The sequence below is a fragment of the Flavobacterium sp. genome, assembly GCF_047602195.1.
Lineage (GTDB): Bacteria > Bacteroidota > Bacteroidia > Flavobacteriales > Flavobacteriaceae > Flavobacterium.
Genome location: NZ_JASGHW010000004.1, coordinates 1,845,831 through 1,864,686, shown reverse-complemented (window position 1 = coordinate 1,864,686; position 18,856 = coordinate 1,845,831). Strand labels below are relative to the sequence as shown.

General features: G+C 48.2%; 15 protein-coding genes and 2 pseudogenes. 15 read left to right on the top strand and 2 right to left on the bottom strand.

Annotated features, from left to right (window positions below):
* Positions 1-23: 23 nt before the first annotated feature.
* Positions 24-1,425, bottom strand: a pseudogene (lpdA, locus tag QM717_RS14440) (dihydrolipoyl dehydrogenase).
* A gap of 269 nt (positions 1,426-1,694) precedes the next feature.
* Between lpdA and QM717_RS14435 the strand changes: the two are divergent.
* The 8 genes from QM717_RS14435 (at position 1,695) to QM717_RS14400 (ending at position 10,725) form a co-directional block, all read left to right on the top strand.
* Positions 1,695-2,303 carry a hypothetical protein gene (locus tag QM717_RS14435; RefSeq protein WP_415038436.1) on the top strand — a complete coding sequence of 203 codons (609 nt, stop codon included), beginning with the start codon at positions 1,695-1,697 and terminating at the stop codon, positions 2,301-2,303.
* A 60-nt stretch (positions 2,304-2,363) separates the two neighbouring features.
* On the top strand, positions 2,364-2,660 hold the full coding sequence (locus QM717_RS14430; RefSeq protein ID WP_415038434.1) for a winged helix-turn-helix domain-containing protein: 297 nt from the start codon (positions 2,364-2,366) through the stop codon (positions 2,658-2,660).
* Between the two features lie 50 nt (positions 2,661-2,710).
* Positions 2,711-3,376 carry a DUF1361 domain-containing protein gene (locus tag QM717_RS14425; RefSeq protein ID WP_415038432.1) on the top strand — a complete coding sequence of 222 codons (666 nt, stop codon included), beginning with the start codon at positions 2,711-2,713 and terminating at the stop codon, positions 3,374-3,376.
* Positions 3,364-3,669: a hypothetical protein gene (locus tag QM717_RS14420; RefSeq protein ID WP_415038431.1), complete on the top strand. Its 306-nt coding sequence runs from the start codon at positions 3,364-3,366 to the stop codon at positions 3,667-3,669. The genes QM717_RS14425 and QM717_RS14420 overlap by 13 nt, the downstream gene beginning before the upstream one ends.
* An 11-nt stretch (positions 3,670-3,680) precedes the next feature.
* On the top strand, positions 3,681-5,033 hold the full coding sequence (creD, locus tag QM717_RS14415) for a cell envelope integrity protein CreD (RefSeq protein ID WP_415038429.1): 1,353 nt from the start codon (positions 3,681-3,683) through the stop codon (positions 5,031-5,033).
* A gap of 9 nt (positions 5,034-5,042) precedes the next feature.
* Positions 5,043-6,461 (top strand): B12-binding domain-containing radical SAM protein, encoded by a 1,419-nt coding sequence (locus QM717_RS14410; protein ID WP_415038427.1) that lies wholly within the window; start codon positions 5,043-5,045, stop codon positions 6,459-6,461.
* Between the two features lie 136 nt (positions 6,462-6,597).
* A complete protein-coding gene (locus QM717_RS14405) occupies positions 6,598-8,499 on the top strand; it encodes a choice-of-anchor J domain-containing protein (protein WP_415038426.1) in 1,902 nt (633 codons plus the stop codon).
* Between the two features lie 3 nt (positions 8,500-8,502).
* A complete protein-coding gene (locus QM717_RS14400; RefSeq protein ID WP_415038424.1) occupies positions 8,503-10,725 on the top strand; it encodes a leucine-rich repeat domain-containing protein in 2,223 nt (740 codons plus the stop codon).
* Between the two features lie 68 nt (positions 10,726-10,793).
* Here the strand turns inward: QM717_RS14400 and QM717_RS14395 are convergent, their stop codons facing one another.
* A complete protein-coding gene (locus QM717_RS14395) occupies positions 10,794-12,707 on the bottom strand; it encodes an amino acid permease (RefSeq protein ID WP_415038422.1) in 1,914 nt (637 codons plus the stop codon).
* Positions 12,708-12,983: 276 nt separating this feature from the next.
* Between QM717_RS14395 and QM717_RS14390 the strand changes: the two are divergent.
* The 7 genes and pseudogenes from QM717_RS14390 to QM717_RS14360 all read left to right on the top strand — a co-directional run bounded on the left by QM717_RS14390 (position 12,984) and on the right by QM717_RS14360 (position 18,855).
* Positions 12,984-13,621, top strand: a pseudogene (locus QM717_RS14390) (peroxiredoxin).
* Between the two features lie 153 nt (positions 13,622-13,774).
* Positions 13,775-14,083, top strand: coding sequence for a thioredoxin family protein (locus tag QM717_RS14385; RefSeq protein ID WP_415038420.1), 309 nt, complete (start codon positions 13,775-13,777; stop codon positions 14,081-14,083).
* 119 nt (positions 14,084-14,202) lie between these two features.
* A complete protein-coding gene (locus tag QM717_RS14380; protein WP_415038418.1) occupies positions 14,203-14,463 on the top strand; it encodes a DUF6952 family protein in 261 nt (86 codons plus the stop codon).
* Positions 14,464-14,567: 104 nt separating this feature from the next.
* Positions 14,568-15,182: a hypothetical protein gene (locus QM717_RS14375; protein WP_415038417.1), complete on the top strand. Its 615-nt coding sequence runs from the start codon at positions 14,568-14,570 to the stop codon at positions 15,180-15,182.
* Between the two features lie 223 nt (positions 15,183-15,405).
* The gene (gene tpx / locus QM717_RS14370; RefSeq protein WP_415038415.1) at positions 15,406-15,903 is read left to right on the top strand and encodes a thiol peroxidase; all 498 of its coding nucleotides are present in this window, start codon (positions 15,406-15,408) and stop codon (positions 15,901-15,903) included.
* Positions 15,904-15,912: 9 nt separating this feature from the next.
* Positions 15,913-16,293 (top strand): diacylglycerol kinase family protein, encoded by a 381-nt coding sequence (locus QM717_RS14365; RefSeq protein WP_415038413.1) that lies wholly within the window; start codon positions 15,913-15,915, stop codon positions 16,291-16,293.
* Between the two features lie 42 nt (positions 16,294-16,335).
* Positions 16,336-18,855 (top strand): DNA translocase FtsK, encoded by a 2,520-nt coding sequence (locus QM717_RS14360; RefSeq protein WP_415038410.1) that lies wholly within the window; start codon positions 16,336-16,338, stop codon positions 18,853-18,855.
* The last annotated feature ends 1 nt before the right edge of the window (position 18,856 follow it).

The following is an 18,856-nucleotide window of genomic DNA, read 5'->3' as shown; positions in this document are numbered from 1 at the left end:
AAAATCTGACAATCTGATAATCTTTACATATGAATAGAACGCTTCTCCGTCGCATCCAAAGCCGCTTCCTTGACGGCCTCGGCATAGGTCGGGTGAGCGTGTGACATGCGGGCGATATCTTCAGCGGAAGCCTTGAATTCCATAGCGGTCACGGCTTCGGCGATCAAGTCGGCTACACGGGCTCCGATCATGTGGACGCCCAAAACCTCATCGGTTTTCGCATCGGCGAGAATCTTGACAAAACCGTCGGTGTCGCCGCTGGCGCGCGAACGGCCGAGCGCTTTCATCGGGAAACTGCCCGCTTTGTATTCGACGCCGGCTTCCTTGAGCTGTTCCTCGGTTTTACCGACGGCAGCGACTTCAGGCCAAGTGTACACGACGCCCGGAATCAGGTTGTAATCGATGTGCGGCTTTTGTCCGGCCAGGATTTCGGCTACCATCACGCCTTCTTCTTCGGCTTTGTGGGCAAGCATCGCGCCGCGGACTACATCTCCGATCGCGTAGATGTTCGGCACATTGGTTTGCAAATGGTCGTTGACTTCGATCATGCCACGCTCGGTAACCTTTACGCCGGCTTTATCGGCGGCGAGTCCGTCCGTGTATGGGCGACGGCCGACCGAAACGAGCGAGTAATCGCCTTCTAAAGTAATGGTTTCGCCTTTGGCGTTGTCGGCCTGCACCGTGACGACGCCCTTTTTATTTTCAACAGACTTGACTTTGTGCGAAGTGTAGAACTTCATGCCTTGCTTTTTCAAAACCTTGGTCAGTTCTTTGGACAAACCGGCATCCATTCCCGGGATGATCCTGTCGAGGTATTCTACGACAGAAACCTGAGCGCCCAGTCTCAAATAAACCTGCCCCAATTCCAATCCGATGACACCGCCGCCAATGACGATCAGGTGTTTCGGGATTTCCTTGAGTTTCAAGGCTTCGGTCGAGGTGATGATGCGTTCCTTGTCGATGGTGATGAACGGCAAAGTCGATGGTTTCGAACCCGTAGCGATGATGGTGTATTTCGCCTCGATCGTCTCGTTGGATTTGCCGGTGATTTTGATGTGTGTGGCGTCTTCGAAAAGAACCTACGCCTTCGAAAACGGTGATTTTATTCTTGTCCATCAAGTATTTGATCCCGCTCACGTTTTGGTCTACAACCGACGCCTTGCGCGCAATCATCTGTTCGATGTTCATTTTGATGTCGCCTGAAATTTCAATCCCGTGCTCGGTGAAATGCGACACCGCATCGTGGTAATGGTGCGACGAATCGAGCAAGGCTTTCGACGGGATGCAGCCTACGTTGAGGCAGGTTCCGCCAAGGGTTGCATATTTCTCAATGATTGCGGTCTTGAAACCGAGCTGGGCACAGCGGATCGCGGCAACATAACCGCCCGGACCTGAACCTATAACGACAACGTCAAATGAACTCATGGTGTTGGTTTTAATTTTTTGTTGCACAAAATTAAAGATAAACCGCAAAGTGCGCAAAGTTTTCCGCAAAGAAATGAAGTCTAAGAATTTATTTCGTATTGTCTTTGTGACCGATCGATAAATCTGCCTCAGAGCAGCCCTGGCAACAAAATGACACAACCCTTTGCATACTTTGCGAAAAAATCTTTGCCCTTTGCGGTAAAATTTTAAAAAAAGTTTGGTTTTCAAAAACATTTTTTATTTACTTTGTAATTCAAAGTACTTTAATCATGGAAGAAAAGAATTACCTTCAGGACATCAGCGACATCAAGAACATGATGAACCGTTCGAGCCAGTTCATTTCGCTGAGCGGCTTATCGGGTGTGCTGGCTGGCGTATATGCTTTAATTGGTGCCTGTATCGGCCAAAGGCTGTTGGCCGCCAACGATTATTATTATGTCACTTTGGAAAGCAGGACGTTCAAACTGATGGTGCTGACGGCCTTTGTGGTACTGGTTCTTTCGGTGCTGACCGCCGTGGTGCTTTCGCATTTCAAGGCACGCAAACAAGGCGAAACCACCTGGAACAGCACCTCCAAACGGATGGCGGTCAATTTCCTGATCCCGCTGGCCACCGGCGGCATTTTCTCGATCCTTTTGTTGCGCCACGAAGTTTACGGACTCATCGCGCCGGTAACCTTGATTTTTTACGGACTAGCTTGTGTGAATGCAAGCAAATACACCCTGCGCGATGTGCGCTACCTCGGCATTACGGTAGTCATCCTCGGGTTGATCGCGACGGAATTTTCTGGCTATGCGCTTGAATTTTGGGCACTCGGTTTTGGGGTATGCCACATCATTTATGGCAGCATCATGTATTTTAAATACGACCGCAATTAAAGCAGCCCAAGTTTGAATACCATTCTTTGGAATCCTATCTTTGACCTTGAAAAATAAGACTTGAAAAACATCATCCAAAATATCAACAAGGCATTTGACCACCGCATCAGGCTGGGCATCATGAGCATTTTGATGGTCAACGAATCGGCCGATTTCACCACGCTCAAGGAACTCCTTGGTGTGACCGACGGCAATCTCGCGAGTCATACCAAGGCGCTCGAGGCCGAAAATTACATCAAGATCGAAAAGCAATTCATCGGGAAGAAACCCAACACGAGTTACATCGCGACCAAAGAAGGCAAACAGGCGTTCCGCGACCACATCGAGGCGCTTGAAAAACTGATCGCCAAAAACTGATTTTTTTTACCCATTAACTTTGAAAAACAAAGTACTTTAAATTATAAATTATGATTCTCTCCTATTCCAAAACCCATCCCAAAGATGCCAGCCTGATTGCGCTGGCCGTCTTCAACCTTGCTTTGCTGGCTTTCCGCATGGCCGTCACCGAAAGCCTTTACTACGGATTCCTGATCTGGAACCTCGTGCTGGCGGCTGTCCCCTATCTCGTGAGTTGGTATTTGAGCGAAAACCAGCCACTGGCCCAACGAAAAATACCTTTGTTGCTGTTCACGGCACTGTGGTTGCTGTTCCTGCCCAATGCGCCCTACATCATCACCGACTTCCTCCATTTCAAACGTGAAACCGGCATGCCCGAATGGTTTGATGTATTGCTTTTGATGTCATTCGCTTGGAACGGCATTGTGCTCGGGTTTGTTTCGATGCAGGCGATGCGGCAGTTTTGGCACCACGTCTTCGGTTTCTTCCCCTCCTGGTTAATGGTATTCGGATGCACGATACTTTCGGGCTTTGGGATTTACCTCGGGCGGTATTTGCGCTACAACAGTTGGGACATCGTGAGCGATCCAATCGCCTTGGTATCGGACATCTTTCCATTGTTCTTCGATCTGCGGAGCATCGGCTTTTCGTTGGGATACGGATTGTTCTTCCTCCTGGCCTTCGTCTTTTTCAGCATCCACACCGACCAACAAAAATCCGAGCCATGTCACAACTAACCCAAACAGGCGAATTCTCGACACGGCTTGCCTTTCTGTCGTTTGCATTCGGCACTTTTTTGCTGCTGCTTGTTTCCATTTCACCGGATGTCGCTGCGCTGTATATGGTCGGGTTTTTCTATGTGCTGTTTTGTCTGTTTGCCAATGGCGTCGTGTTGGTTCAATTGCTTTATGAATTTATTACCATGCCTTCTTTGCGCAGCTATTTGGCCATCAAAATACTGATCCTGCTCGCGAATATCCCAATCGTTTTATTATACCTCTTTTTACTCGTTAATCATTTCTTTATCTAAAATTCAATTTTATGGAAACACCTGAAACTCCAAACCACGTTGGTTTTTTTCAATCGAACACCGCCCGCCTGATCATGGTGGGATTATTGACTTTTGCGCTTTTGATCCCGCTCTTGTTCGTACAGAACCTGATCGAGGAACGCTCGCAACGCCAAAAAGAAGTCATCTCTGAAACCTCTGGGAAATGGGGCGAAAGTGTGTATTTCTACGGCCCGATCGTCAAAGTGCCCTACAAAGCCTTTTCGGAAATAGTCACCGTGGACGAAAAGACAAAGGTCGCCACGACACAGAAATCCTTTGTGACCGATTATGCCTATTTTTTCCCGGAAACGCTCAAGAACCAATCCAAGGTCACGACGACGACGCTGAACCGCAGCACCTACGAATCAACTGTTTTCACCGCAAACATGGCTTTTAGCGGCCATTACGGCGCGCCTGATTTCAGTCCGAAAAACATCGCCGATACCGATATCGAATGGGGCAAGGCCACGATCCTGATCCAAACGACCAACCTCAAGAGCATCCGCAACGAAGTCAAGATCAACCTCGGCGGAAAAATGCACACCTTCGAGCCCGTGTACAACTCCGAAAACGATTCGATCCAGGCACTCGAAACGGGCTTCTTTGACGCATCGGTGCTCAAAAATACCGGAAACCTGCCATTCAAGTTCGACATCGTTTACAACGGCAGCCAACAGATCAAGATCGTCCCGATCGGCAAAACGACAGAGGCACACATGACTTCGAACTGGCCCTCCCCGAGTTTCACCGGAAATTTCCTGCCGGGCGATGCAACCAAGAAGATCACCGACCAAGGTTTTTCGGCCGACTGGAAAGTACTGCACCTGAACCGTGCGTTCGGACAGCAGGCATTTGAGGTCTTGCCCAATTTGGCGCAATATGCGTTTGGAGTCGATTTCATCATCCCGGTCAACCAATACCAACAGAACGACCGTGCGGCCAAATACGGTTTCCTGGTCATCGGGCTGACGTTCCTCATTTTCTTCCTGATCCAGGTCATCAGCAAGGTGCGCATCCACATTTTCCAGTACACGATGATCGGGCTCGCGCTCGTGATGTTTTACACCCTGCTCATTTCGATTACCGAGCACAGCAGTTTTGGGCAGGCTTACCTGATCGCGGGCACTTCGGTCGTGCTGCTGATTTCGCTCTATTCGGTGTCGATCCTAAAGAACTATAAATTTCCGCTGTTCATCGCGGCTTCGCTTTCGGTTTTGTACACGTTTATTTATGTCATCATCCAACTCGAAGATTTCGCGCTTCTTTTCGGAAGCATCGGCCTGTTCCTGATCCTGGCGGCGGTGATGTATTTCTCGAGAAAAATCGACTGGAACAAATCCTGAAACTGAACCATGAAAGTCAAAATGATCCTGCCCGCATTGGCAGAAGCCGAAAACCCGTTCTGGCGCCCAATCAAGTATTCGCTGTTCCCACCGCTTGGATTGGCGACGCTTGCGGCCTACTTATCGCCTGATGATGAAATCGATTTGCAGGACCAGCATGTGGAAAAACTGAACCTCGATGACCGCCCGGATTTGGTGGTCATCCAGGTCTACATCACCAATGCCTACCGCGCCTATAAAATCGCCGACCACTACCGCAGCATCGGCAGTTATGTAATCCTGGGCGGATTGCACGTGACCTCGCTCCCCGAAGAAGCCGCCGCACATGCCGACAGCATTTTCCTCGGGCCGGGTGAAGAAACTTTTCCCGAATTCCTGCGCGATTTCAGGAACAAGTCGCCCAAGAAACGGTATTTTTCGGCCGTGCGTACGTTGGAGAAAATTCCACCGATCCGGCGCGACCTGATCAAACGCAACCGCTATCTGGTGCCGAATTCGATTGTAGTGACGCGCGGCTGCCCGCACCATTGCGATTTTTGCTACAAGGATGCTTTTTTCGAGGGCGGCAAGACATTTTATACGCAAGTAGTCGATGATGCGTTGGCCGAAATCGATCGGCTTCCAGGCAAACATTTGTACTTCCTCGACGACCACCTGCTTGGCAATGCCAAGTTCGCCGCGGAATTGTTCGAAGGCATGAAAGGCATGAACCGCGTGTTCCAGGGTGCGGCGACCGTCGATTCGATCCTGCGCGGCAACCTGATCGAAAAAGCGGCCGATGCGGGATTGCGCAGTGTGTTTGTAGGATTCGAAACCTTTTCACCTGCCAATCTGGTGCAAAGCAACAAAAAGCAAAACCTCGAGAAAGATTACATCAAGGCCGTCAATCGGTTGCATTCGTTGGGCATCATGATCAATGGCAGTTTTGTATTTGGCTTGGATGAGGACGATCCGGATGTTTTCAAACGCACCGTCGATTGGGGCGTGGAGAATGCCATCACCACGGCGACCTACCATGTATTGACGCCTTATCCGGGGACGAAACTGTTCAAGGACATGGAAAGCCAGGGCCGGATCTTGCACCACAATTGGGATTTATACGATACGCGGAATGTGGTCTACCAAACCAAAAACCTGAGCGCCGAGCAACTCAAGGATGGTTACGATTGGGCGTACAAGGAATTCTACAGTTGGAAGAACATCGTTTTGGCGAGTCTCAAACACGAATCGGACAAACACAAACTCAAGCATTTCTTTTATACCGGCGGCTGGAAAAAATTCGAGCCGGTCTGGAATTTCTTGATCAAGACGCAAGGACTCAACCAGATGCTGCCTATTTTGGAGGCGATTTTATCCAAAGTCCAATCGACCCAAAACCGACCGGACAAGGCAATCGCTCCAGAAGGATTCTTAAATCCAAAATTTTAAAAAATACAGTTAGGGTTACGGAGTTTCAAACTGTTATAACGGTATGAATGAACCTCTCTTTAACTTCATTTAGGAATCTGCCCGGGACGTACACCCCGGGTGGATTTTTTTTATATTTACGCGAACTAATCAACCCATGAAAAAAATTTACTTGTCTATTGCTGTTTTGATGTGTTGCTTTTCTGTCAAGGCCCAATCGTTCTCCGAAGGATTTGAAGGCGCAGTTTTTCCACCGGCTGGATGGCTCGTGACCGATAACAATATTCCCACTTCTGCGATAGACTGGGACGTCATGCCCGGCATTCCTTTCCCTGCCCATACCGGAACAAATTGTGCTTTTGCCAACCGGGAGAATATCGGTCTCGGGAATACCTCTGAGGAATGGCTCGTGACCCCCGCAATCAATATTACCGAAAACAATATGCTTTCCTTTTTCAGCCGACAAACGTTGGTGGGCGACACGGGGACCATTTATGAAATAAGGCTATCCACCACTTCCCAGACCGACCAAAGCAGTTTTGTACCCATTGCGTCCTGGAGTGAAACCACGATCAGCCCCGCGGATCTCACTTATGAACTCAAAATGGTTTCGCTCGAAGATTTTTCGGGAACCGCCTACATTGCTTTCATCAAGAAACACACGCAGCCCGGCGCTGCCACCAGTGGCGACCGTTGGCTCCTGGACGATGTATCCATTGGCCCGGTCAATGGGGTAACGGGCGAAGTAAAATACACGACCGGCACCGATTGCAGCAGCAATACCAATCCGATCAAACACGCCCGCATCACGGTGGCAGATACCGAAGGAACCTATTCTGTTTTTACCGATAACCAAGGAAGGTACGCCTACCATTCTTACCTTTTAGGCGGTAACTTGACGGCCAGCGTCACCAATGCCAGCCTATATAACATTTCGCCGATAAGCCACAATTATGTTTTCACCGAATTTGGAAATACGGAGACCGTTGATTTCTGTCTTTCTCCCAATACCTTGCAACCCAACCTGCAGGCTTATATTGTTGCCTCCAATGTGGTAGCCGGCAGCACCGGAACCAAAACCATCATTTACCAGAACACCGGATCGCAACCCGTTTCGGGGACGCTCACGATGACTTTTCCGTCAAACCATTTCCACGCGGTGGACAACATCAATTATAGCGTATCGGGCAATACGATTAGCTGGAATTACAGCAACTTGATGCCGTTTGAAACCCGTCAGGTGTATGCTTATTTCAACATCAACACCCCGACTGACCCGCAATTTCCGGTCAATTTTGGGGATAGCTTTTTGCTCAGCGTACTCATTTCTCCCGTGGCTGGCGATTATTTTCCGCCCGACAACAGTTCTGCGGTGTACACAACAGCAGTAGTTTCGATAGATCCGAACGACATCATGGTTTCCGAAGGACCATTCATCACACCGGATCAGACCGACGATTTCCTGCACTACACGATTCGGTTCCAGAACATCGGTTCGGCCGCAGCCGAGAAAGTATTGGTCCGTAACCTACTGGAAGACAACCTAGATCCTGATACTTTTGAAATCATTGGGGGCAGCCACGATTTCGGGACTACGCTAAACGGCAGGGCACTCGAATTTACATTCAACAACATCAATCTTCCCAGCATGGCCGAAAATGAAGAAGCGAGCAAGGGCTACCTTGCCTACCGCATCAAACCCACCGCCAGTGTAGGTATGGGCAGCGTGATTAAGAACCAGGCCGAGATTTTCTTCGATTTCAATTATCCGATACAGACCAATACCGCGATGACCACCGTAACCAATTTGGGCACCCAGAATTTCAACAACGGGGCCATTTTCAATGTGTATCCCAACCCCGTCAATGAGGAATTGAACATCGATGCGCCCAATACAGAAATCCTTTTAATTTCTATTGCCAACAATTTGGGACAAAAGGTTTTAACCCCAAACAAAAGTGTTAAAAAAATAGACGTATCACAACTTAAAACTGGCATTTATTTTATTACTTTAGTTACCGCTAAGGGACAAACGTCCCAAAAGTTTCTAAAACAATAAGATATGACCAAACAACTACTTTTTGCTGCGGTATGGCTGACCGGTTTTCATGCTGCCGCGCAGAACATCAATTTCCCCGATCCGGTTTTCAAGGCCAAATTGCTCGAAGCCGATGTAACGAACAACCTCGCCAAAGACATCAACAACGACAGCATGAAAATCGATGCCGATTCGGATGGCGAAATTTCCGAAGCCGAAGCCCTGGCCGTCTACTGGCTGTTTTACACTACCCCGCCGCCGCCGAGACCGGCCTTTCAACAAAACGGCCACAGCGCACGCAGTTCCAGTTCGTTAGGGATTACCGATGTGACTGGAATTTCTTATTTCACGAACCTGCGCAAACTCAATTTAAGGAACAACCTGTTGACGAACCTCGATGTCAGTGCACTGGTGAATCTCGACCGATTGGATTGCGCGGGCAACGAATTGGCCACGTTAGACGTACAAGGATCGACCAACCTCGAGTACCTCGAATGCAATTTCAATCACCTTACCGAATTGCAGCTCGACGGCCTTACCAATCTTAAATATTTGTATTGCGGCAGCAACGAATTGACTGCACTCGATTTCTCGAATCTGGAAAACCTGATCCGATTGGGCGCCGACAACAACCTGCTCACCACGGTTCAATTTGGCAATAACGAGGCGTTGGAACGCGTCTATTTGAGCTACAACAATCTTGTTGAAATTGACCTGAGCAGCAGTATCGCGTGGCTGTTGCATTGTGACAACAATCCGGATTTGACTTCGGTGAATCTAAAAAACAGCGTCGATTCGCCTTTTGAACTCGACGAATTTCCGTTGCCGGTCCAGTCGTTCAACTTCAGCAATACGCCAATGCTGGCCAATATTTGCGGCGACACGAACGAAATTTCGGTCATCGAACAGGCTTTGGCAGGGCAGCCCGGCGTCAGTGTGACCGATTCATGCCTGCCGTCGATTGTCAACATTCCCGATGTCAATTTCAAAAACAAACTGCTCAATACCAATTGCGCTTCTTTTGTAGACGGGGTGCCATCGGATTCTTATACGAGTAAAGTCGATACCAATGAAGACGGCGAAATCCAGCTCACCGAAGCGCTCGCCGTCAAAGGGCTCAAGGTCGATACGAGCATCATGACCACTGCCGGCAACCTGCAATCGATTGAAGGGCTGCAATATTTCACGAACCTGCAACGCCTGAGCTGCAACGGCAACGACTTGGTGTCGCTCGATGTCACGATGATGCCCGACCTGCTCGAGCTCAACTGCCACCACAACGACCTGACTTCGATCGATTTTTCAGGATTGGCGCAGTTGGAAATGGTGCGCTGCGACAGCAACAACATCGCTTCGATGCCGCTCGATGGGCTTCCGCTGTTGCGCGTGCTCAATGTTTCACAAAGCAACCTGGGCCAACTCGATGCGACGATGCTTCCTGCGCTGGAAACGCTCAAATGCGATTCGAACCAACTCACTTCGTTGGAAATACACGATTTATCGGCCTTGCGTGAAGTAAGCGCTTTCAACAATTTGCTCTCGTCTATCGATTTAAACGGATTGGCCGGTCTTCGTATTCTTGGATTTGGAAACAATCTGTTCACGAGTTTTGACCTCTCGCCGCTTCCGGGGCTGGAGCAATTCGACATCAGTTCGAATGCCATTTCGGAAATCGACCTCAGCGGTCATGCCAACCTTGACCTGCTGTACATCGGCAACACTTTGGTTTCGCAAATCGATTGCAGCAACACGGGCATCCGTTACCTCAAATGTGCGTTCAACCCCAACCTGACTTCGATCAACCTCAAGAACGGGGCGATCAGCGTTTCGGATGGAAGTTCATCGGACATTGCCTTTGTGATTGCCGAAGTGCCCTTGCTGACAAGCATCTGCATCGACGACAACGAATCTGAGGAATACAGCGTATTCATTACCGATTACAACACCACCGGAAACGTTACGGTATACACCGGCGAGGATTGCCTCACCGAAGTCGTGATGTCGACCACGGGGTTCAACCATTCGAAAGAAGTGGTGGTTTATCCGAACCCGACGAAAGACCGATTGACGATAGAGGCCAATGGGAATACCATCGAAACCATTGTCGTTTTCAACAGTCTCGGGCAAAAGGTCATCAACCCGGAACCCGCTTCATCGATCGATGTTTCCCGATTAGCAGCCGGTACTTATTTCTTGAAAGTCACCACAGAAAATGGACAGCTAACGCAAAAGTTCATCAAACTGTAAAGAGACCTATTGCAAATAAAAAAGTCCGTTTGAAGATTCAGACGGACTTTTTTTTATTTCTACACTTGTTATTGCTGCGTATTGAGTTTGCTGTTTTTCCTACTGAAACCGAAGTAAATCGACAATCCGACGAGCAGCCAAACCGTGAAATAAATCCAGTTCCACACGCTGAGCTCGGCCATCATGTACAAACAGCAAACCAGCCCGAGCAACGGGATCAGCGACAGGTTTTCCTTGATCGACCAAAAAGCCAATCCGACCAAGACCACAAAGAAAATCCACATCGGGATTTTGTGCTTGAACAGGTTGAAACCGCTTTCGTATTTGAGGTTTTCGGCAATAGGCAAACTGTCAACGGTACTTTTGTACAACGCTTCATCCTGGTTGAATTCACTGAGCAACGCTTCCAAATCGACGGTTTTGTGTTCGGCAGTACTTTTGGTGACGAGGAAGTCGTAGACCGTTTTTGTTTCGACTTCACTCAATGACGTCACAATCGTTTCGGGAGAATTGATTTGCTTTTCATTGGTCAGGAAATCCATCGTCGCCTGTTTGTTGTAGGTAAACGCGAAAACCAATCCGGCCACAATCAGCAATGGGAAAATGAATTTGGAATTGATATAAGGTGTCTTGAATTTCCCACGCGGAATGTCCTTCTTGTTCTGCAATACCAAAACCCCGGCGCAAACGAGTACGAATGCAAACAACGTCCCGATGCTGCACAAATCGGTGACCATGGTCAGGTTCAGGAACAAAGCCGGAACCGCAACGACAAATCCAGTGACAATTGTAGCGTAAGATGGCGTCTTGAATTTCGGGTGAACGCGCGAATAGCGCTTCGGCAACAGTCCATCGCGGCTCATGCTCATCCAGATTCTGGGTTGTCCCATTTGGAACACCAGCAAGACACTCGCCATGGCCACCACGGCACTTACGGCGATAATCCCGGACATCCATTTAAGGTCGAGTTTTTCGAAAACAAAGGCCAATGGATCACCTACATTAAGTTCTTCATAACGCACCATACCGGTCAACACCAAAGCAATGATGACGTACAAAATGGTACAGATGATAATGGCCCACATCATGCCCTTGGGCAAATCGCGCTGCGGATTTTTGCATTCCTCGGCTGTGGTCGAAATCGCATCGAAACCGATGTAGGCAAAGAACACCGCCGAAACGCCTTTGAGAACGCCCGCCACGCCATTCGGTGCAAACGGGTTCCAATTCGTCGTATCAACATAAAAAATCCCAACCGCAATCACCAACAGGATAATACAAAGCTTCACGACGACCATCAAATTACTCGCATTCCTTGATTCTTTCATCCCGCGATAAACCAAAGTGGTAATCAAGATGATGATAAACAAGGCAGGTAAATCGGCGACAAAATGAAACGAGCCCAATGTTGGCGCGGTCGTCCAGGCTGTGTAAGCCGTTTGCAATCCGGCATCTAGATTTTCAAAAGTCTTTCCGCCCTGCATGAGCGCGGTGGCATCCCTGAATCCGTTCGATGCCGTGAGGTAATCCATCTGTACCCATTGCGGCAAATGGAGTCCGCCACTTTCGAGCAGCCCGGTAAAATAATCGCTCCACGAAATCGCCACGGTGATGTTGCCGATCGCGTATTCCATGATGAGCGCCCAGCCGATGATCCAAGCGATGATTTCGCCGAAAGCCACGTAGGAATAAGTATAGGCACTTCCAGAAACCGGTACCATCGAGGCAAATTCGGCGTAAGCGAAAGCCGCAAATCCGCAAGCCAATGCGGTAAACAGGAACAGGAAAATCACGGCCGGTCCGCCGTCGGCACTCGCCTTGCCTATCGTGCTGAAAATTCCGGCACCGATAATCGCGGCAATCCCGAATGCGGTCAAATCGCGTGCGGTCAAATGCTTGCCGAGTGCAGCATGGCCATCGAGTTCATTTTTTTCTACCTGTTTTAATATATCGTGTACAGATTTTTTTCGGAATAAACTCATGTCTTGAAGTAGTTTGTTTAGAAAATCCGCCGTGGTTTTGGCGGCAAACAAATATATAAAACCAAAATTAAAAATGGGATTTGCGAAATAATAATTTAAAATTCTGAGAATCCTATAATTTGTACCCCAATCGGCTGTTCAATTGTCAGATTATCAGCAAGAATAGTGAAATACTATTTTAAAATTAAAATTTATAATCATTTCTGATTGCTGAATCCTCGGCATTCAACCTATTTTTGCCCCATCGAAAAATAACTTTTAAAAACCATACACTTTATGTCATTAGTAGGTAAAAAATTCCCAAGCATTGCCGTTGACGCCATCTCTGAAATGGGCGACAACCTTAAAATCAACATCTTCGAAAGAAGCAGTCAACAACAACAAAAAAGTACTGTTGTTCTGGTACCCGAAAGATTTCACTTTCGTTTGCCCGACCGAATTGCACGCGTTCCAAGCGGCGCTTCCGGAATTCAACAACAGAAACACGATTGTGATTGGCGCGTCTTGCGACACCAATGAAGTGCACTTTGCTTGGCTCAATACGCCAAAAAACAACGGAGGAATCGAAGGCGTGACTTACCCGCTTTTGGCTGACACCAACAGAAACCTGTCGAATATCCTTGGCATCCTGGATATTGAATCGACTTCTTACAGCGAAGAAACCGATTCAGTGATCCTCGAAAGGATCGAACGTGACCTACCGCGCGACTTACCTCATTGACGAGACCGGAAAAATCTTCCACGAAAGTGTCAACGATATGCCACTCGGCAGAAACGTGAACGAATATTTGCGTTTGATCGATGCCTATACCCACGTACAAACCAAAGGCGAAGTTTGTCCTGCCAACTGGGAAGAAGGCAAGGAAGCGATGTTTGCTACGCGTGAAGGGGTGGCGAATTACCTCAATAACTAAAATCTGATTTTTCAGATTGTCAGATTATCGGATTTTCAGAATCTGATGATCTGGCAATCCGATAATCTAACCCGAGGCGTAGCCGACACGAGCATTAGCGAACTGGCGAAGCAATTGTATGGAGCGCAGCGGAATAAAAATCCAAAAGAAAATATGCTCATCGAACTTACCGACGACACGCTCCAGCAACTCGTCGAAAACAACGAAAAAGTAGTCGTGCAATATTCGGCATCGTGGTGTGGCAATTGCCGCATCATGAAACCGAAGTTCAAGAAATTGGCCACCGAAAATGAAAACATCACTTTCGCGATTGTCGATGCCGAATTGTATCCCGAATCGCGCAAGCTCGCCAATGTTTCCAATTTACCCACGTTCGCCACTTTCGTGGGCGGCGTACTCAAAAATGAAACGCAAACCAACAAAGCCGAAGTGTTGAACGAATTGGTAGCCGAAATTGTTTAATAGATTTTCAGACGCGTCTGCGGCTTCAGACAATCCGAAAATCTGACGATCTGAAAATCCGATAATCTGACCCGAGGCGCAGCCGAATTGTATGGAGCGCAGCGGAATAAAAATCCAAAATGAAACTCCCCGTAATCAAACACCTCACCCAATTCATCGAGGAAAACGACCAGGACTACCTGATCGAAACGATCGAAGTCCTCGAGGCGCTCACCGAAGTGCCATCGCTCAAAGATGAAGAACTCGACGTCATCGGCGAACTTATTTCCAATATGTACGGCGCGCTCGAAGTACACAAAATGGTACAATCGGGAACCGACAAGAAAGAAGCGCTCAACGCCTTTATGCAACGCGTACTGGGCTCGATCGACAAAAACTGAATCCGCACAGATAGCGATTTCCAAACAAATACCCAAAAAAGCCTCTGATTTTCGGAGGCTTTTTTTATTCCCTAAAATTTATATCTTGCCTAAAATTCAGAACCATGAACAGACTTTGCCTTTTGTTATTGCTTGTTTTCGCAAGTTCGTCCGCACAGGATTCGATCATTACATTTGCAGGTAAACGTTTTCGCGCAGAAATTGTTTCCAAAAGCACCGATTCGATTCATTTCAAAAATACAGAACGCAAAGACAAGCTACAGCAAATGGCAAAGGCCGATGTTTCCGAAATTAAATACGCCAACGGTACCGTTGAAAATTTCTTCACCGATGCCGAAAAAGCGATGCCGCCCGATGCACTCAAAGCCAAACTGTTGGACATGATCGGAACATATTGCTATGAAGTCGATTCAAACAAACTGCGCTACAAACCTGTTTACGAAGACGACTACATCCGGATGAACATCTACAAAGGCGAAAAATTGGATTTTTTTGGTTTCCTGTTCGATTTCTCACGGGTCTACGAGTTTCATCCGGTCAACGAGCGCAACGACACCGACGCCTATCTCAATATCGTTGTGGCCTTCCGCAAAAACAGCAAAAAAGAACCTTGGGGAAAACAAAAATTGGTCTTGCGTGTCAAAGGCCATGAACAGGCGCACCAAATCCTGCGTTTGCTAGAAGTCTACAATTTCAAACTCAAGCATCAAAAAAAGTAGTTTCGATTTTTGGGCGTGCCAGCGGTTGACATTCGGTGTGAAAATCAAATTATTGGGGCCGCCGTCAGGCTGTATGCGCTACACGGTAGCTTGCTCCCATCCTTCACGCGGTCTCACAATGGCGATTTTTTAAAAAATCTCAGCCACTCAGTTACTCAGGCGCTCAGGCACTTTTCTACGTCAATTAAATTTCCTATTTTTGGGGCTTATCAAAAATCACATCATGGCCACAATCACTTTAGGGGGAAACCCAATCCACACCAGCGGCGAATTGCCAAAAAACAATACCAAGGCACCCAATTTCGAACTGGTGGCAACCGATTTATCAACCGTATCAATGGCTGATTTTGCAGGCAGCAAACTGATCCTCAACATTTTTCCGAGTATCGACACCAATACCTGCGCGACATCCACACGCAAATTCAACGAAAAAGCATCGGGTCTTGCCAATACCAAAGTGCTCTGCATCGCACGCGATCTGCCTTTTGCGATGAAGCGTTTCTGCGGTGCCGAAGGTCTCGACGATGTGATGCCGCTTTCTGATTTCAAGACCGGTCAATTCGGCAAGGATTACGGACTCGAGATGATCGACGGCAAACTCAGCGGATTGCACTCCAGGGCGGTAGTGGTAATCGACGAAGCCGGCAATGTGGTCTACACCGAACAAGTGGCCGAAATTGCAGACGAACCCAACTACGAAGCGGCCTTGGCAGCACTTTAAACGTTCCTGATGGAATTCGAAAAAGACAATACTTTCCTCAAAGGCCGCCTCAAGAGTTTTGGCTTTGCCCTCAAGGGCGCGCTCAAGCTGTTGACGACCGAACACAGCATCATGGTACAGACCGCCATCGGTGTACTGATGGTCGTCGCGGGCTTTTACTTTGACATTTCGGCTACCGAATGGATGTTCCAGACGATGGCCATCGGGATGGTATTGGCCATTGAGGGATTGAATACCGCAGTCGAAAAGATTGCCGATTTCGTCCATCCGCAATTCCATGAAAAAATAGGCTTCATCAAAGACATCGCCGCGGGCGCAGTTTGCTTTGCCGCACTGACCGCGATTGTCATTGGCCTGATTATTTACGTTCCCAAATTTTTACTTTACTAAACCGATTTATTCCCTATTTTTATACCCATTATTTCAATCAGAATGGCAAAAACGGTAAAGAAGGACACTGAGAATAAAGCAGATAAGCCCGAATCTAAAAAATCCTGGAAATTCACGAGACAGCACAAAATGCTCCTGGGCAGCCTGCTCGTGCTGTTTTCGATTGCGCTTTTGGTCGCATTTATTTCTTTTTACGTGTACGGCCAACAGGACCAAAGTGCGATCGACGCCATCGGGAACCGCGACGAAAAAGTGGGCAACTGGCTCGGAAAATTTGGCGCCTACCTCGCCGATTTCTTTGTCTACCGTGGGTTTGGTGCGGCTTCGTTCCTTTTCGTCAAGTTGTTTTTCCTGACCGGATCGTTTCTTGCGCTCGACATTCCGCTAAAAAAACTGCGCAACATTTGGTTCTGGGACTTGTTTGCGCTGGTGCTGGTTTCGGTTTTGTTTGGCTTTTTCGCCGATTCTTTGCCCGAACTGGGCGGTGTGGTTGGTTTTGAAATGAACCAGTTCCTGCAGGATTACTTGGGCAAAACGGGCACTTTACTTGTGCTCATTTTCGGGATCATCATCTACCTGATTTTCAAGATCAAGATTTCACCCGATGCGGTCAAGTCGTTTTTTGAAAAGAGCAAATCGGATATGGAAGAAAGCCTCGCATCGATGCGTCCCAATACAACGCCCGTAGCCGAAGACAATGCCTTGTACAATCTCGAGGAATACGAAGTCAAAGAACCGATTGCCGAACTTGAGGACGAAGACGAGGAAGACATTCCGGAACCAGAACTCAAGCCGGTTTCCCAATTCGAAATCAACAAAGAGGATTTGAAGCCGACGATTTCGCATGCTTCTGAAATCCACCTTGAACCCACAGCAAAAGAACAACCACTTGAAGTAACGCCAACTCCTGTTGCCACACCTCACTCGGGCGCCAGCGAACAGGCGAAGCAGATCATCCACACCAGCGATGAAGCTTTTGTCATCGAACAGGCACCCGAAGAAGCAACGATTGATGAAAACCTCGCCGCTAAACTTGTCGCCGATTTCGGTTTGTTCGACCACACGCTCGAACTCTCGAACTACCAATTCCCTTCGCTCGACATGCTCAAGGATTACGGCGGACAAATCACGATCAACCAGGAAGAATTAGAAGAAAACAAGAATAAGATTGTCGAAACGCTGCGCAATTACAAGATCGACATTGCACAGATCAAGGCTACGGTCGGTCCATCGGTGACGTTGTATGAAATCGTACCGGAGGCCGGAATCCGTATCTCGAAAATCAAGAGTCTGGAGGACGATATTGCGTTGTCATTGGCGGCATTGGGTATTCGTATCATCGCGCCGATTCCGGGCAAAGGTACCATCGGTATCGAGGTCCCGAACCAGAAGCCGACGATGGTTTCGATGAAATCGGTCATCGGTTCGGCCAAGTTCCAGGAAGCCGAAATGGAACTGCCGATCGCGCTCGGAAAAACCATCTCGAATGAAACTTTCGTAGCCGACTTGGCCAAAATGCCGCACTTGCTCATGGCCGGTGCGACCGGGCAAGGAAAATCGGTCGGTTTGAATGCCGTGTTGACTTCCCTACTCTACAAAAAACACCCGGCCGAAGTCAAATTTGTTTTGGTCGATCCGAAGAAAGTCGAATTGACACTGTTCAACAAAATCGAGCGCCATTACCTCGCCAAATTACCGGATGCAGGCGATGCGATCATCACCGACAACAACAAGGTAATCAACACCCTGAATTCACTTTGTGTGGAAATGGACAACCGTTATTCGCTGTTGAAAGACGCGATGGTCCGCAACATCAAAGAATACAACGAAAAATTCCGCAACCGTAAATTGAATCCCGAAAACGGCCACCGGTTCCTACCTTATATTGTACTTGTAGTCGACGAATTTGCCGACCTCATCATGACCGCCGGCAAGGAAGTCGAAACCCCAATTGCGCGTCTGGCACAGCTCGCGCGTGCAATCGGTATCCATTTGATCATTGCGACGCAACGTCCGTCGGTGAATGTCATTACGGGTATCATCAAGGCCAACTTCCCGGCACGTATCGCTTTCCGCGTGACCTCGAAAATCGACTCGAGGACGATTCTCGATACACAGGGCGCCGATCAATTGATTGGACGAGGCGATTTGCTTTATTCGAATGGAAACGATGTAACCCGCGTGCAGTGTGCTTTTGTCGACACGCCTGAAGTAGAAAAGATTACAGAATTTATCGGTGCGCAGAAGGCTTATCCCGACGCGTATTTGCTGCCGGAATTCATTCCGGAAGGCGAAAGTGGCATCAATCTTGATATCGACATTTCTGAAAGAGACGCACTCTTCAGGGAAGCTGCAGAGATTATCGTGACGGCGCAGCAGGGTTCGGCCTCTTTGCTACAAAGAAAACTGAAACTCGGCTACAACCGTGCCGGAAGACTGATCGATCAGCTCGAAGCCGCCGGAATTGTCGGGCCGTTTGAAGGTTCCAAAGCCCGAAACGTGAACATCACAGACCTCAGTGCCCTCGATCAATTCTTTAATAATGAACAAAACGATTTTTAAA